15 protein-coding genes and 4 tRNA genes are annotated in these 15,405 nt (G+C 42.2%); 17 read left to right on the forward strand and 2 right to left on the reverse strand.

Translation table 11 applies throughout. From position 1 onward, the window contains the following. Positions 1-57 precede the first annotated feature (57 nt). On the reverse strand, positions 58-741 hold the full coding sequence (locus DR864_RS17930; protein WP_114068257.1) for a PorT family protein: 684 nt from the start codon (positions 739-741) through the stop codon (positions 58-60). 148 nt (positions 742-889) lie between these two features. On the opposite strand from DR864_RS17930, the gene DR864_RS17935 reads away from it, so the two are divergent. Next, positions 890-2,920 carry an FAD-dependent oxidoreductase gene (locus DR864_RS17935; protein ID WP_114068258.1) on the forward strand — a complete coding sequence of 677 codons (2,031 nt, stop codon included), beginning with the start codon at positions 890-892 and terminating at the stop codon, positions 2,918-2,920. Positions 2,921-2,988: 68 nt separating this feature from the next. Here the strand turns inward: DR864_RS17935 and DR864_RS17940 are convergent, their stop codons facing one another. After that, positions 2,989-4,212 (reverse strand): serpin family protein, encoded by a 1,224-nt coding sequence (locus DR864_RS17940; protein ID WP_229599413.1) that lies wholly within the window; start codon positions 4,210-4,212, stop codon positions 2,989-2,991. Positions 4,213-4,378: 166 nt separating this feature from the next. Between DR864_RS17940 and DR864_RS17945 the strand changes: the two genes are divergently transcribed. From DR864_RS17945 to rplL, 16 genes are all read left to right on the forward strand, one after another. Then, entirely contained in the window at positions 4,379-4,972 is a 594-nt protein-coding gene (locus DR864_RS17945) for an RNA polymerase sigma factor (protein WP_114068260.1), read from the forward strand. Between the two features lie 2 nt (positions 4,973-4,974). Beyond that, positions 4,975-5,832, forward strand: a complete 858-nt coding sequence (locus tag DR864_RS17950) for a hypothetical protein (RefSeq protein WP_114068261.1) — start codon at positions 4,975-4,977, stop codon at positions 5,830-5,832. A 46-nt stretch (positions 5,833-5,878) separates the two neighbouring features. Continuing rightward, positions 5,879-6,913, forward strand: coding sequence for an outer membrane beta-barrel protein (locus tag DR864_RS17955; RefSeq protein WP_162793922.1), 1,035 nt, complete (start codon positions 5,879-5,881; stop codon positions 6,911-6,913). Between the two features lie 190 nt (positions 6,914-7,103). Then, positions 7,104-7,186 (forward strand) — tRNA-Tyr (locus tag DR864_RS17960). A gap of 74 nt (positions 7,187-7,260) precedes the next feature. Further along, a tRNA-Gly gene (locus DR864_RS17965) sits at positions 7,261-7,333 on the forward strand. A 96-nt stretch (positions 7,334-7,429) separates the two neighbouring features. After that, positions 7,430-7,501: transfer RNA gene (locus DR864_RS17970), tRNA-Thr, on the forward strand. A gap of 147 nt (positions 7,502-7,648) precedes the next feature. Then, positions 7,649-8,836: an elongation factor Tu gene (tuf, locus tag DR864_RS17975; RefSeq protein WP_114068263.1), complete on the forward strand. Its 1,188-nt coding sequence runs from the start codon at positions 7,649-7,651 to the stop codon at positions 8,834-8,836. A 98-nt stretch (positions 8,837-8,934) separates the two neighbouring features. Further along, positions 8,935-10,815, forward strand: a complete 1,881-nt coding sequence (locus DR864_RS17980; RefSeq protein WP_114068264.1) for a sensor histidine kinase — start codon at positions 8,935-8,937, stop codon at positions 10,813-10,815. Positions 10,816-10,854: 39 nt separating this feature from the next. After that, entirely contained in the window at positions 10,855-12,063 is a 1,209-nt protein-coding gene (locus DR864_RS17985) for a TCR/Tet family MFS transporter (protein WP_114068265.1), read from the forward strand. 74 nt (positions 12,064-12,137) lie between these two features. Further along, positions 12,138-12,208: transfer RNA gene (locus DR864_RS17990), tRNA-Trp, on the forward strand. Between the two features lie 16 nt (positions 12,209-12,224). Continuing rightward, positions 12,225-12,416, forward strand: a complete 192-nt coding sequence (gene secE / locus DR864_RS17995; protein WP_114068266.1) for a preprotein translocase subunit SecE — start codon at positions 12,225-12,227, stop codon at positions 12,414-12,416. Between the two features lie 36 nt (positions 12,417-12,452). Beyond that, complete coding sequence (gene nusG, locus DR864_RS18000) at positions 12,453-13,007, forward strand: transcription termination/antitermination protein NusG (RefSeq protein WP_114068267.1); 555 nt, start codon at positions 12,453-12,455, stop codon at positions 13,005-13,007. A gap of 100 nt (positions 13,008-13,107) precedes the next feature. Beyond that, positions 13,108-13,551 (forward strand): 50S ribosomal protein L11, encoded by a 444-nt coding sequence (rplK, locus tag DR864_RS18005; protein WP_114068268.1) that lies wholly within the window; start codon positions 13,108-13,110, stop codon positions 13,549-13,551. A gap of 30 nt (positions 13,552-13,581) precedes the next feature. Next, the gene (rplA, locus tag DR864_RS18010; RefSeq protein ID WP_114068269.1) at positions 13,582-14,280 is read left to right on the forward strand and encodes a 50S ribosomal protein L1; all 699 of its coding nucleotides are present in this window, start codon (positions 13,582-13,584) and stop codon (positions 14,278-14,280) included. Between the two features lie 2 nt (positions 14,281-14,282). Next, complete coding sequence (gene rplJ / locus DR864_RS18015) at positions 14,283-14,816, forward strand: 50S ribosomal protein L10 (RefSeq protein ID WP_114068270.1); 534 nt, start codon at positions 14,283-14,285, stop codon at positions 14,814-14,816. Between the two features lie 113 nt (positions 14,817-14,929). Continuing rightward, complete coding sequence (gene rplL, locus DR864_RS18020; protein WP_013927556.1) at positions 14,930-15,310, forward strand: 50S ribosomal protein L7/L12; 381 nt, start codon at positions 14,930-14,932, stop codon at positions 15,308-15,310. The last annotated feature ends 95 nt before the right edge of the window (positions 15,311-15,405 follow it).

Raw genomic sequence — 15,405 nt, forward strand, 5'->3', positions numbered from 1 at the left:
CTCCGCCCTATAGCGAGCCATTCTGATGTAATGTCAGGATGGCTTTTTATTGTCCAATTATTTACTTAGTCGATAAGAAATCGCTAACTGTAACGACCCGAAATTTTGTTGAAATAGACTCTCGCGTAATTGTGGATCGCTGCCTGCCGTTGTGTATGAAATATACATATCACTAACGGGCTGAATGCTGGCTAAATAACGAAGATTGACTCCAAGTTTGTTGAAGTGAGCTCCGATGCCTGCATGATAACCAAATGCGTACGATTTGTACGGAGAAAAGGAAAGCGGCGTATTTGAATATTGGGATAAAAACTCTTTCAGTGTCCCGTTTTCAAACAGCTGAACAGATAACAGAGGGCCTCCGCTAATTTCAAATTGATTGTGTTTGTAACCAATCGAAAACGGAATGTCCAACTGCCCGTATTGCACACTCGTTTTGGTCGATGTACTCAGCCGTTCCAATTGAGCTCCTTTGACAGAAACTAGTAATTCTCCTTGTAAAAATACATTTTCAGTAGAACGAACATAGCCTCCCAAGGTATAACCAAAGGTTGAGCCTCCTTTTGAGGAAATTTTTTCGGGTGTTCGTGAACTTGACGTAGCTAATACCCCTTCAAAATCACTGCCCATAAATTGGGTCATTTGTACGCCCGCTTTTAATCCCCACTCTACGCTCTGAGCATATACCGAAGAAACCGCCGCGAGAAGGAGAATAAACAATGAAGTTGAAAACTTTTTCATATACTATATTTATGGTGTAACCAAGGTTGTTTATCTTTCTAACGAAAGAGTCAAAGAAAATAGTGCCGTTTCGCCGAAGGATTTGGCCACTTTATGCATCAAAGTAAGTTTCAAAGGTCTGTATCTTTTGCTTATAAATCCAACATCTATGAAAAAACGTATTGCTCTTCTGTTCATTTTAACTGTTTCAATTCTCTCGTCAGCAGTTGCCCAAACCTATGATATTTGTGTGTATGGAGGTTCTTCGGCGGGAGTCATTGCCGCTTATACGGCCAAAAAAGCGGGCAAAACAGTGTTGCTTATTGAGCCGGGAAAGCATTTAGGTGGATTAAGTTCGGGAGGCTTAGGGCAAACCGATATCGGCAATAAATATGCGATTACGGGCATTGCAAGGGATTTTTACCGCCAGATAGGACAACACTATGGGAAATTTGAACAATGGACTTTTGAGCCGCATGTGGCAGAAAACCTGTTCAAAGAATATGTAAAAAAAGGTGATTTTCCAGTTTGGTTTGAGTATAGGTTGGTGTCTGCCTCCAAAAAAGAAGGAAAGATTCAGGAAATCACGCTTGAGCCATCTAATCAGCCAGGTCAGGGACTGCGAAGGGTAAAAGCAAAAATGTTTATTGATTGCACTTACGAAGGAGATTTGATGGCCAAAGCAGGCGTGAGTTACATCGTGGGGCGTGAGGCAAACAGCCAATACAACGAAACGTGGAATGGAGTACAGCTATTGGACAAACACCAATTTCCCGAGGGCGTGGACCCTTATAAAATCCCAGGAGACCCTTCTAGCGGCTTGTTGTGGGGAATATCGACGGCGGTATTGGCTCCCAATGGTTCGGGCGATAAGCTTTTACAAACCTATAATTTTCGATTGTGCCTGACCAAAGACCCAGCCAATCGCATTCCAATCACGCGCCCTGAGGGCTATGACTCAACTAAGTATGAACTCTTATTGAGGCAAGTAGCCATTGAAAAACCACCGCACATCAATTGGGGCGTGATGCACATTGCGGATATGCCCAATTCAAAAACCGATATCAATAACAAAGGAGGGTTTTCGACCGATATGATTGGCATGAATCATGATTATGCGGAAGCCAATTATGAAACCCGTAAGAAAATCATCAAAGACCACGAAGATTACACCAAAGGGTTCCTCTATTTTGTAGGACATGATCCACGAATGCCCGATCATCTCCGTAAACAAATGTTGGAATGGGGTTATCCAAAGGATGAATACGTTGACAATGACCACTTCAGTCCACAGCTTTATGTCCGAGAAGCACGTCGTTTGGTGGGTGAATACGTGATGACCCAACACAACTGCGAGGGGCGCGAAGTGGTCAAAGATGGGATTGGATTAGCTGCTTACACCATGGATTCGCACAATTGCCAGCGTATTTTGTTCAAGAATCCGAAAACTGGTAAAATGGAAGTTCGTAATGAAGGAGATGTGCAGGTAGGAGGCTTCCCCCCCTATCCTATCAGTTACCGTTCATTGATTCCGAAAAAGGCTGATTGCGAGAATCTTTTTGTTCCTGTTTGTCTTTCTGCCACCCACATTGCGTACGGTTCCATTCGCATGGAGCCAGTCTTCATGGCGTTGGCCCAAGCCTCGGCTGTGGCGGCGACTATGGCCATTGATACCCAAAAGCCAGTGCAGGAAATAAACGTAATAACCCTTCAGAATGCTTTGCTTTCCAATCCTTTAATGGATGGAAGCCAAGCAGAAATTTTATTGGACAATGACGTTACTCCAACGAAAATAACTGTAGTCGGGAATTGGAAAACTGTTAAAACGGGTGGAAAATATGCCGCGACTCAGTTAGTAGACAATTCGAAAGGCAAAGAAAAAAACAGTGTACGCTTCACACCAGAGATTCCTAAAACGGGAAGGTATGCAGTGTATGTATATAACCCAAGCCCGACGGGCGGCGGCGGAAATCCTGGTGAGGCTGCCGACGAAGCCAAAGCGAGCCAAACTCTGGTCAGAGTAAAGACCGCTACGAGCATCAAAGAAGTATTGGTTGCTTCACAAACACAGGTAAATGACTGGATTAAACTAGGCACTTATCCCTTTGCAAAGGGAAATGAAAACTTTGTAGAGATTACCAATCAAAACACCAACGGTGTCGTTGTGGCAGATGCTGTCTTGTTTGTTCCTAGCAAATAGATTTTTTTCTGTTATATACCAAAAAAGGAGCCTAGGCTCCTTTTTTGGTATATAACAGAGGTTTTGATTTAGGAAGGATTAACCATTTTTCCCATAAACAAAACGGTATCAGAAGTTTTCTCGCTGATGATAAAAACAAACGGACGGTCTGCGTAATATGTTTGAGGAAGCGAAGTCAGTTCTACTCCGATGGTGGTCACGGCAGCAGCTTCGGTCCCTTTTTCATCCACAGCCACGTAGGTATTTTGCTTGACAAAACCAACGTTCAGCTTTTGCGTTTTACTAATTTTGCTTAAATCGGCGATATTGGGGAGAAAGGCCGACGGCATGCCCATTTTTTCGAGCACATCGTTTAAATATACTTCATATTCAAGGGTAAAGCGAGGTAATCCAATCGAAAGATTATCGACGGCTTTCAAATTTTGTTGTAATTGATTCCATTCGGCAGCGGTAAGTTTGGTTACTAAATCATTGACTCCTTGTGTGCCGATTGGTACCAGTACAGTCATAGCATAGCGGCTATTGCCGTAAGGAAGTTCGTAGGCAAAATACCCATCACGATTGGCAAACGAAATTTTGCTTTTCATTTGCATCATTTTGACATTTTTCGTTTTACTTGCAGCCAGTTGAAATGGGTAATCAGTGGTTTTTTGCTCGTCAAAACTTGTCGTCCAGTCTCCTTTGAAATACAGAGCATTCATCAAAAACAACACCATTTGCGGCTCTATCTTATCAAGTACTTTTTTGATTTTGCCGTTAGTTTTATCGCTTGCCCACGTATTTAGGGGCGTCGCATCTGAGCCACTGAATTGCGATGCGTCAGCCTTAAAAGAACTTTTTAAGATGTTAACAAAGTCGGTTTCGGGCTGAAACGTATTTCGATTCCATACCGAATTAGCTAAACCTAGCGTAACTTTAGGGTCTGCTTTGGGGAGACCTTCTATGAGTTTTAAATAAGTTGCGTTGGCGTCTGCCAACGAGATTCCGTTCAATTTCAGGGTTTTTTGAATCTCGTCGGCAGTTTGTCCGTTGGCACCGTTGAGTAGCATACCCAGTGCCATGTGCAGGCTCAAAGGTGATACAAATACGTTTTTGTCGGAGGGTTCTTTGTCATTCAGTTTTTTGAAAAAATCAAAGGCAAAGTCGTCGGTACGACTGGCAAAGTTTTCGGAAATTTTCACCTCTTCGCCTACGGGCGAAGGGCTGGTGGAGCTGCACCCCAAGGCCACCCAAAGCAACATCAGGGTTGCGGCGATGACCAGTACACACTGAAAAAATGAAGAAGTTCTCATGGTTAAAGCTGTTCTAGGAATAGTTGTCATAGCTGTCAAATTTTTGGTTGGAAACTGATGCTATGACGTTGATGGTTGTATAACGGTTGGAACTTGAATAAATTTTTTTAAACTCATGCAACCTTTGTGCCAAGCATTTGCATCTACCTTTTGAAACAGCCTGATTATGGTCAAAATTTTACAACTGTTCACGAGCGAAGCCCAATTGGTAAAATCCTTACAGAAGGGAGATGCCAAGGCACAACGCCACCTGTACGAAAAGTACTCGGCGCGGTTGCTGGCGGTGTGTGTGCGGTATATAAACGATAGAATGGAAGCGGAAGATGTTTTGATTGAGGGGTTTATGAAGATTTTTGACCGTATCGACCAATTCAAAGGGGAAGGTAGTTTTGAGGGATGGATGCGGCGATTAATGACCAATGAAGCGCTGATGTATTTGCGCACTAAGCGCCATATTGAAGTAGATATTGATGCGCCAGAAGCACAACATCTCCCCAATTATGAATGGGCTGATGCCACCCTCGAAGTGGATGATTTAATGGCGGTTATCGCAAAGTTACCGACAGGCTACCGCACAGTGTTTAACTTGTATGCCATTGAGGGATACTCACATGCCGAGATTGCCGAGCAGCTCGGAATTACTGAAAGCACCTCGAAGTCACAATTGCACCGGGCGCGTGCCTTGCTGCAAGACATGATAAAAGAAATGGAAAATTTAAATCAAACCGCAGAAGCGGTGAAAAGTTTAAAAGGGAAATAACGATGAAAAAGCATCCTATTGACAAACTCTTTTCCCAAAAGCTCAAGGAAGCTGAAATTAAACCGCGTGATGAAGCATGGGAGAAGCTCCAGTTGCGTATGCAGCAAAACAAAAAACGTAGAATCGGTGGTTGGTGGCAGCAAGGGCCTTGGTTGGCCGCGGCGGGCGTGTGTTTACTTCTGGTAGCGGGCTGGTTGACTTGGCGCTCAAATTCGTCAAATGAAACCAACTTGGCACAACATACCCACAATACCAAAGCGAAAGCAATAAAGAAACAAATTGCCCCTCAAGAAGAAATAAAAATAGAGGCAGAAGCACCAATTGCCGAACAAGAACAAGTGGCCACAGCGCTAAACAAGCCCGAGTCTATAACACAAACAGTTCGAAAAAGTACCACCAGCACCGCGCCCGAATCGAAATCAGCGTCTGTTACTTTTAGCCCTCAACCAATGGTGGCCACTTTGCCAGATGTACAAAAAGCAGAGAATCAGGCTAAACCCGAAAGTGTGCCAGTGTCTGCTGCCGAAAATCCCCGGACCATTGCTCAGACGCCGATTCACCCAGAGGTTATATCTGGAGCGAAGACCGTGGTGTTGCAGTTGCCCGAATTAAAAGAAACGTTAGTCGCTGCCAATACGAAAGAAACCATTGCTGAGCCTAGAATAAAATCGGACGAAACTAAATCTGTGTCGGAGGAATTTGAAGATGACATTCTGAACAAACCCCGTAAATCCACTCGTATGGCCAAAGTGTGGAAGCAATTGAAAAATGCTAAAAACGGCGAACGCGTAGACTGGGACGAAGTAGGATTCAATCCAAATAAAATGCTGGCTAAAGCCACTGGCAAGGAACGTAATTAAATCAAACATGAAACCACTAAGTATCAAATTTAACATCAATACAGCCATGAAAAAGTCAATTGTAACCTTTGTTTTAGCGTTTATCGCTTTTGTTGCGCAAGCCGAAAAATACACTCAAAAAGGGGATTCTTTGATTGTACAATTTGGTAACAATACCCGCCTGATTATCCAAGCCAAGGATAAAGAAGGGATTCAGAGCCTTCGTCAATATGACCTCAACAAAATTGTTCGGGATATGGGCGCCGCGCTGGATTCTAGCAGCAAAGAAACCTACATCTACATCAATGAGCAAAATGGTCGTAAATACTTAAAAGACACGGTTTTAGTTATCAGCCGTAAAGACGGAGAAGTTAAAATTACGATTAATGAGCCCAACCAAAAATCGTCAGATTCTAAGGAAGATGATGTAAAAAGTTCTGAAAACAATAAAGACGACGGAACCGTTACACGCAGTGTAACACGGCGTTATAAAAGTCCAAGAAATGGATTTGATGTACTGGTTGGTCTGAATACGTATGCCAAAAATACGCCTCTTAGCTATCAAGAATCAGATTATGATTTATTGCCGTGGGGGTCGCGCTTTGTAAGTCTTACATGGGTTCGGGGGGCGGCCATAAGCAGAGGAAAAGATGCCTCTTTGGGCTTAGATTTAGGAATCGACGTTTCGTGGTACAACATGATGTTTGACGGAAATAATACCGTTCAGAAAGATACGCGTGCTATTTCATTTCCCTTGGCAAATGCCACGGGTGATGTGCACAAATCAAAGTTGACGTCGGCTTACTTGAATCTTTCGCTGATGCCAACATTAGCCATTCATCATGGCCCTATCTCCTACCTAAGTGTAGGGATGTACGGAGGGTACCGATTGGACAGCTACACAAAAGTTCAGGAAGAACGTAAGGGACGCTCAGAACGCACACATTCCAATTTTCATTTAAATGATTTTCGTTATGGAATCGGAGCTGAATTAGGAATTCGTCATTTCCCAGATTTATTTATGCAGTACGATTTAGGAGAATTATATCAAACAAATAAAGGACCTGCGGTACGGATGATTAGTTTCGGGATTCGTCTATGATATTCATAGTTAGGCGGTTAAAAGTTTTTCGATAATTCTATTCGTGCTTTTAACCGCTTTTTTTGTGGTTTCGAAAATACCTTAGTAAAATATTTTTTTTACTAAAGGTTTGAATTAAAAGCAAAACCTTATACATTTGCGACTCCAAAAGAAAATCAAACAGCTTTTGGGCGTTTTTTGAGAGTAACAAGGGGGTGTACCAGAGTGGCCAAATGGGGCAGACTGTAAATCTGCTGGTTCATACCTTCGGTGGTTCGAATCCATCCGCCCCCACTTTTAGTAAACAGGTTTTCGGCAGTCCGTTTTCTCACTGTCAACGCTTGTCCGAAAACTGACAACTAGAAAACGCGGGAGTAGCTCATTTGGTAGAGCGGTAGCCTTCCAAGCTTCAGGTGGCGGGTTCGAGCCCCGTCTCCCGCTCATTTTTCAAGTTAATTGTTACTTGTTAATTGTTATTTAGAGACTAATACTTAACTAATAACTTTTAACGAATAACGGTTAACTTTTTTATTGAAAGCCGTTATAGCTCAGTGGTAGAGCACTTCCTTGGTAAGGAAGAGGTCCGGGGTTCAAATCCCCGTAACGGCTCGAGGTGAAGGTAATTATTTGTTTAATCATGCGAGCGTGAGATTCAGTACTTCATGGCTCGTCTTTTTGCCTTCGTAAAACTCTGGAATGCAAGTTTTCTCTGTAAATCCATAATAAATTCAAAATCAACTTTTAGTTAATACAACAATGGCAAAAGCACAATTCGACCGTAGCAAACCCCACGTAAACGTAGGTACTATCGGTCACGTTGACCACGGTAAAACTACTTTGACTGCTGCTATCACTAAAGTACTCGCAGAAAAAGGCTTGGCAGAAAAGCGTGATTTCTCATCAATTGATAATGCGCCGGAAGAAAAAGAACGCGGTATTACAATCAACACGGCTCACGTAGAATACCAGACTGTTAATCGTCACTATGCTCACGTTGACTGCCCAGGTCACGCTGACTACGTAAAAAACATGGTAACGGGTGCTGCCCAGATGGATGGTGCTATCATTGTGGTAGCTGCTACTGACGGTCCAATGCCACAAACTCGTGAGCACATCCTTCTTGCTCGTCAGGTAGGTGTACCTCAATTGGTTGTTTTCATGAACAAAGTGGACATGGTAGACGATCCTGAGTTATTGGAACTTGTTGAAATGGAAATTCGCGAACTATTGTCTTTCTATGAATTCGACGGTGATAATATCCCTGTAATTCAAGGTTCAGCTCTTGGTGGGTTGAACGGAGATCCGAAATGGGTGAAAACCATCGAAGATTTGATGGATGCAGTAGATAGCTGGATTCCAACTCCTGCTCGTGATATGGACAAGCCATTCTTGATGCCAGTTGAAGACGTATTTACGATCACTGGTCGTGGTACAGTTGCTACTGGTCGTATCGAGCGTGGTGTAATCAATTCAGGTGATCCTGTTGAAATCCTTGGTATGGGTGCAGAAAACCTCAAATCTACCGTAACAGGGGTTGAGATGTTCCGTAAAATCCTTGACCGTGGTGAAGCTGGTGACAACGTTGGTTTGCTCCTCCGTGGTATTGAAAAATCTGATATCCGTCGTGGTATGGTTATTTGTAAGCCAGGTTCAGTAAAACCACACGCTAAATTTAAAGCTGAGGTTTACATCCTGTCAAAGGAAGAAGGTGGTCGTCACACTCCATTCTTTAACAACTACCGTCCACAATTCTATTTCCGTACCACTGACGTAACAGGTATTATTACTTTACCTGCTGGTGTTGAAATGGTGATGCCTGGTGATAACTTGACGATTGATGTCGTTCTTATCAACCAAATCGCTATGGAGAAAGGTCTTCGTTTCGCTATCCGCGAAGGTGGACGTACAGTAGGTGCTGGTAAAGTAACCGAAATCGTTGACTAATTAGTATCTTTTAAGATATACAAAAAGGGCACTCAATTGAGTGCCCTTTTTTATTTACGATTAACTCGCTAATTTGGCGTCCTCTTTTGCATAAAGAAATGCCTGGATTAAAGTTTTACAGTTGTATTGCAGGGATTTTGATTTTCTGTTTGCTGGGCCCGCTTGCAAAAGCTCAGTTGCCAGTAACAATCCTTAATGAAAAATCCATAGAAGTAAATTTATGGGGCAAAAAAGGTATTGAATATTTTGAAGATACTACCCGCCATCTAACAATTGAGGAGTTACTTAGAGATTCTTCACTTTCCTTTAAAAGTACACAAAGCCATTTGCCAGATTTTGGATTTATTGAAGAAGCGTATCATTGGGTTCGTTTTCGGGTGCGAAAGCAAACCGATAAGCCCATTAATTGGGTTTTGAGGAATGACTACCCCATGATTGATGAGCTGAATGTCTTTTTAATTAATGAGGCTTCTGGAGAAATTATAAAAAAAACAGTTAGAGATGCCTTCCCTACTTACCAACGTGAGATAAGCGTTCATCAATGTGCCATTCCGATTGATATTCTTCCTAATCAAAACTATACCATCTACGTACAACTGGTTGGGACAGATGCAAAGCTGATAAAACTCAAACTTTCAGAAACCCACTATTTCTACAGTAGTTACTTAGATGAGATTTGGTTTTGGAGTGCACACTTGGGGTTTGCTCTTTGTATGATTATAGTTCAGGTGGTGTTTTTACTGGTTACTAAAGAACGAAACTTTTTGTTGTATGTGCTCTTTCTGCTAGGGTACTTATCCATTGCGGTAATAGGTGGTTATGGTATTATTGACAGTATTGTATGGCCCGAGAATATCTGGCTTAAAAGGTTTGGAATTGTATTTGCGGTAGTACTGAGCAATGTATTGGGCGTTTTATTTTATACTCATGCGCTTCGTCTTAAAAAGACGTCTCCCCTGCTTTACAAATTTTTACTGGCAGACATGGTTCTGTCTGTTGTATTGAGCAGCTGGATATTTATTATTCCTTTTGGTATCAGCGTAAATGTGTACTCAAGCGCCCTTATTTTTGTGTTTTTTAGTTTAGTATCTGTTTCTTGCGTGGTTAGTTATAGGCGGGGCAATGTCTCTGCTTTGTATTATTTATTTGGAACGATTGCTTATTTTATCGGTATTTTAATTCAAATAATCTGGACACTTGGTTACCTGTATCCCTCGCTGATTGTGGTCAATTCGATGCATATTGGAAGTATGCTTGAAATGATTTTTTTCACTTGGGCGCTGGCGCGGGATTATCGCCGAACAAGAGAAGAAAGAGAGGATACGCAAAGGGAACTGATTACCGCTTTACAATCACAAAATAAAGAGATATCTGAGGCACTACTACGCGGGCAAACACTTGAACGTAAGCGTGTTGCGGCTGATTTGCACGATTCGCTAGGCGGCACGTTATCCGCTATGCGTTGGACACTGACATCTTTTAACACGAAACATCTGTCTGCTCAGGAGAAACAAGTGTATGATAGCCTGGTTGAAATGACCAATGATGCCCACCAACGGGTTCGTTTTTTGAGCCATAACTTGCTGCCAGAAGATTTAGATGAAGATGGATTGCAGGTTAGTATTGAAAAGCTGATTGAAAAACTCAATCGGAGCAACAAAACTAAATTTGAACTAAGTATACATTTAGATAAGAGGCTAGATAAAAAAAAGGAATTTGAACTCTACAATATTTTCCTTGAACTGATTAATAATGTATTGAAGCATGCTAATGCCACAGAAGCCTATATCTCATTAGAAAACCTCGATGGGTATGTTCATCTGGAAGTTTTTGACAATGGAAAAGGAATCAATGGTGAAAGTAAGCGAGGGAAGGGTTTGTATAATATTCAGGATAGAATTGCTTCATTGGGAGGGACATGGCAGATTGAATCTACCACGAAAGGCACAAGTGTATTGGCTCATGTACCTTTGACTTAAAATTTTTATACTTTTGTGCGCTCTTATTAAACTGTGCCCATGGCCGAAAAACGTAACTCTGCACTCATTTTTATCTTCATTACTTTATTAATTGACATAACTGGTATCGGAATCATTGTACCTGTTATACCAAGACTTATACAGGAACTGACAAGTGAAGGCCTTTCAGACGCGGCACTCTATGGAGGTTGGCTGATGTTTGTCTACTCAGTTGCCCAATTCATCTTTTCGCCGATTTTGGGTGGTTTGAGCGACCAATACGGTCGCAGGCCTATATTACTGGGGTCTTTATTTGGTTTTGGATTAGATTATATTTTCAGCGCTTTTGCTTCAAGCATAGGTTGGTTATTTTTGGCCCGAGTCATAGCGGGTATATTTGGGGCAAGCTTTTCAACCGCTGGAGCCTATATTGCTGATGTTAGCCCCCCTGAAAAACGAGCACAGAATTTTGGGTTGATTGGCGCTGCTTTTGGGTTAGGATTCATTCTTGGTCCAATGATTGGAGGGTTGTTGGGGCAATATGGGCCGCGCGTGCCTTTTTTCGTATCGGCAGGGTTAAGTTTATTGAATTGTATTTACGGCTATTTTGTGTTGCCCGAATCGCTTGAGGTAAAAAATCGCCGCCCATTTGATTGGAAACGTGCCAACCCCGTAGGTGCATTGCGGCATTTACAAAAATATCCGGTTATTTTCGGCCTGGTTATTCCATTGGTTTTGACATATATTGCTGGGTATGCTACTCAAAGCACCTGGACCTATTTTACCATGGAAAAATTTGGTTGGGATGAGAAATGGGTTGGCTACTCATTGGCTTTTGTGGGTTTGATGGCCGCTATTGTACAGGGCGGTTTAACACGAACTGTTATTCCAAGGTTAGGAAATACAAAATCTATCTATTGGGGGCTTTCCCTCTATGCCTTAAGTTTCCTGTTGTATGCTTTTGCCGATAAAGGTTGGATGATGTTTGCCATTACCATCTTGTCGGCACTAGGAGGAATTGCTACGCCTGCCCTACAGGCGATTATGTCCAATGAAGTACCTCCCAATGAACAGGGTGAGCTTCGAGGTGCCCTTACGGGCTTGATGAGTTTAACGGCGATTTTTGGGCCAATCATGATGACTTCTCTCTTTGCGTATTTTACGTCTCCTTCTGCTCCTTTTCAGTTTGCAGGTGCTCCTTTTATGATGGGAGCGGTACTGACCGTTTTTAGTTTGGTTTTAGTAAAGAAATTATTAACAAAAAATTGAAAATCTTCTGAAAGTCTTGCAGTTGAAAAAATAAATCTCTACTTTTGCAGTCCGATTTGAAAAGACATCTTTACACGGGCATAGTTTAAAGGTAGAACTACGGTCTCCAAAACCGTCGGTCTGGGTTCGAGTCCTGGTGCCCGTGCTATTTTTTGCGCAAAATGAACTCATTTATAGAATTCGTAACCGCCTCCTGGGACGAGGTAAGACATAATGTCACATGGCCCAAACTTACAGATTTACAGTCTAGCACTACTTTGGTATTGTTGGGGTCGTTGATCTTCGCTGCCGTGGTAGGTCTTATGGACTTCATCTTCGAAAATGCCCTCTCTTTTATTTATCAGTCATTTTAAGGGTATTTGTCCCTGTCACCCAAACATTGAGCAGGTATGAGCAATCTGAATTGGTATGTTATCCGGGCAGTGTCTGGTCAGGAGAAAAAGATCAAAACTTATCTCGAAAACGAAATTACCAGACAAGGTATTCAAGAGTCAATTCCTGAAATCCTGATTCCAACCGAGAAAATTGTTGAAATGCGTAACGGTAAAAAACGGATACGTGAAAAGAATTTTTTTCCAGGTTATATCATCATTTCTGCTGATTTGTCGAAGGGAGATGCCTATCACTTGATTACTACTATGCCAGGTGTTTTAGGTTTTCTGGGTAATACTACGGGGAATTCTAAAGTACCAGTGCCGTTGCGGCAAGCCGAGATTAATCGGATTCTGGGTAAAGTAGAAGACGCAGTAGAAGAAGTAGAAGCACCGAAAGTAAGTTTCATGAAAGGCGAAAGCGTAAAAATTATTGATGGGCCTTTCAGCGGATTTATCGGTACGGTTGAAGAAATTTTTGACGACAAGAAGAAGCTAAATGTCGTTGTAAAAATATTCGGGCGTAGTACGCCCGTGGAGCTGAGTTACGCACAAGTCGAAAAAGAAAGCTGATTTATCAGAATGTTGCCGGGAGTACGAGACGAAAAGCTTCCACTTTCGTCTGTCAGCCGTACGCTTGAACCGGTAACGCCAACTTAAACGTTTAATAACGATGGCGAAAGAAGTAGCAGGTTACGTCAAACTGCAAGTGAAAGGTGGCCAGGCCAATCCTTCTCCCCCAATCGGACCTGCATTAGGTTCGAAAGGTTTGAACATCATGGAGTTCTGCAAGCAATTTAACGGTCGTACGCAGGACAAAATGGGAATGGTATTGCCCGTAGTAATTACATACTACAAAGACAAATCATTTGAATTTGTTATCAAAACTCCACCGGCTCCCATTATGCTTATGGAGGCTGCAAAAGTGAAACTCGGTTCGGCTGAGCCAAACCGTAAAAAAGTAGGATCGGTAAGTTGGGATCAAGTGAAAGTGATCGCTGAAACCAAAATGCCTGATTTGAACTGCTTCACAATTGAGTCTGCAATGAAAATGATTGCGGGAACGGCGCGTAGTATGGGTATTACAGTATCAGGGCAAGCTCCTTGGGATAACTAATCACAAGCGGACGTAAAGACATTTTGAACAATGGCAAAATTGACTAAAAAAAGAAAAGATGCTTTAGCGAAATATGACTCCAGCCAGGAGTATTCGTTCGAAAAAGCAGCAGAAATTCTGAAAGACATCTCATATACTAAGTTTGATGCTTCAGTAGATATTGATGTTCGCTTGGGTGTTGACCCCCGCAAAGCAGACCAGATGGTTCGCGGTGTGGTGGCCTTACCGCACGGTACAGGTCGTGAAGTACGCGTTTTGGTACTTTGCTCTCCTGATAAAGAAGCCGAAGCCAAAGAGGCAGGTGCTGATTATGTAGGTTTGGATGAATACGTAAAAAAAATCGAACAAGGCTGGACAGACGTGGATGTGATTATCACCATGCCTACTGTAATGGCTAAAATCGGTAAATTAGGTAAAATCTTAGGACCTCGCGGTTTGATGCCAAACCCTAAATCAGGAACTGTTACCCTTGAAGTCGGTAAGGCTGTAAAAGAGGTAAAAGCGGGTAAAATTGACTTCAAGGTTGATAAGTTTGGTATTATTCATACCAGCATTGGCCGTGTGTCTTTTGGTTCTGATAAAATTGCCCAAAACGCCCAAGAATTGATTGCTACTTTGATGAAGCTCAAACCATCTTCGGCTAAAGGTACCTATGTAAAAACCGTACACCTATCGAGTACAATGAGTCCGGGTGTAGTGATTGATAAAAGCACGATTGCAGGAATATAATTATGACACGCGAAGAAAAAGCCGTTATCATAGACGAACTCAGCGAGAAGTTCAAGGCGATACCTTATTTCTATATTGTTGATGCTACTGGCATGACAGTGGGAGAAACAAACAATCTGCGCCGTAAGTGTTTTACACAAGGCGTGGAGTATCGTGTCTTTAAAAATACGCTGATTGCAAAAGCATTGGAAACTTTAGATACTGATTATACGCCTTTTAACGATACCGTTTTGAAGGGTTTTTCAGGAATCATGTTCCATCCGGAGTCAGGTAAAGCTGCTGCGAAATTGATCAAAGAATTCCGTAAAGAATCAGGCAATGATAAATTGAAGCTTAAAGGTGCTTCGGTTGAATATAGCCTTTTCATCGGTGCTGATCAACTTGACACGCTCTTGACCCTGAAGTCAAAACAGGAATTAATCGGGGAAATTATTGGTCTATTGCAATCACCTGCAAAAAATGTCGTATCGGCATTGCAAAGCAGCGGAGGCAAATTGGCTGGTATCCTCAAAACTTTGTCAGAACGCGAAGGATAATCCATCGTCTTTGACCAAGACGTTGCTTTTGGAACGTATTTTTTACGACTGACAACAGCAGCAAATATTAATCAATCAAAACATAAACAGAAACAATTTTAACTTTCAATAAAATGGCAGATTTGAAAGCATTCGCTGAGCAACTTGTTAATCTTACTGTAAAAGAAGTAAACGAACTTGCAGCAATCTTGAAAGATGAGTATGGTATCGAACCCGCAGCCGCAGCTCCTGTAATGGTAGCCGCCGCAGGTGGTGGTGATGCAGCTCCTGTAGTAGAAGAAAAAACTTCTTTTGATGTAATCTTGAAAGCAGCTGGAGCCGCTAAACTTCAAGTTGTGAAACTTGTTAAAGATTTGACAGGCCTTGGCTTGAAAGAAGCGAAAGAACTCGTTGACGGAGCTCCGAAACCTTTGAAAGAAGGTGTTTCTAAAGACGAAGCAGAAGCTTTGAAAAAACAATTGGAAGAAGCTGGTGCTGAAGTAGAAGTTAAGTAATTTCTATTTTCTACATCCAAATTCCTTAGGGATAGGCCTGACCTTGCGTCAGGTCTTTTCCTGTTTTAAGCCCCTTACCCCAAAGGGGACTCCTT

It is taken from the genome of Runella rosea, from assembly GCF_003325355.1.
GTDB lineage: Bacteria > Bacteroidota > Bacteroidia > Cytophagales > Spirosomataceae > Runella > Runella rosea.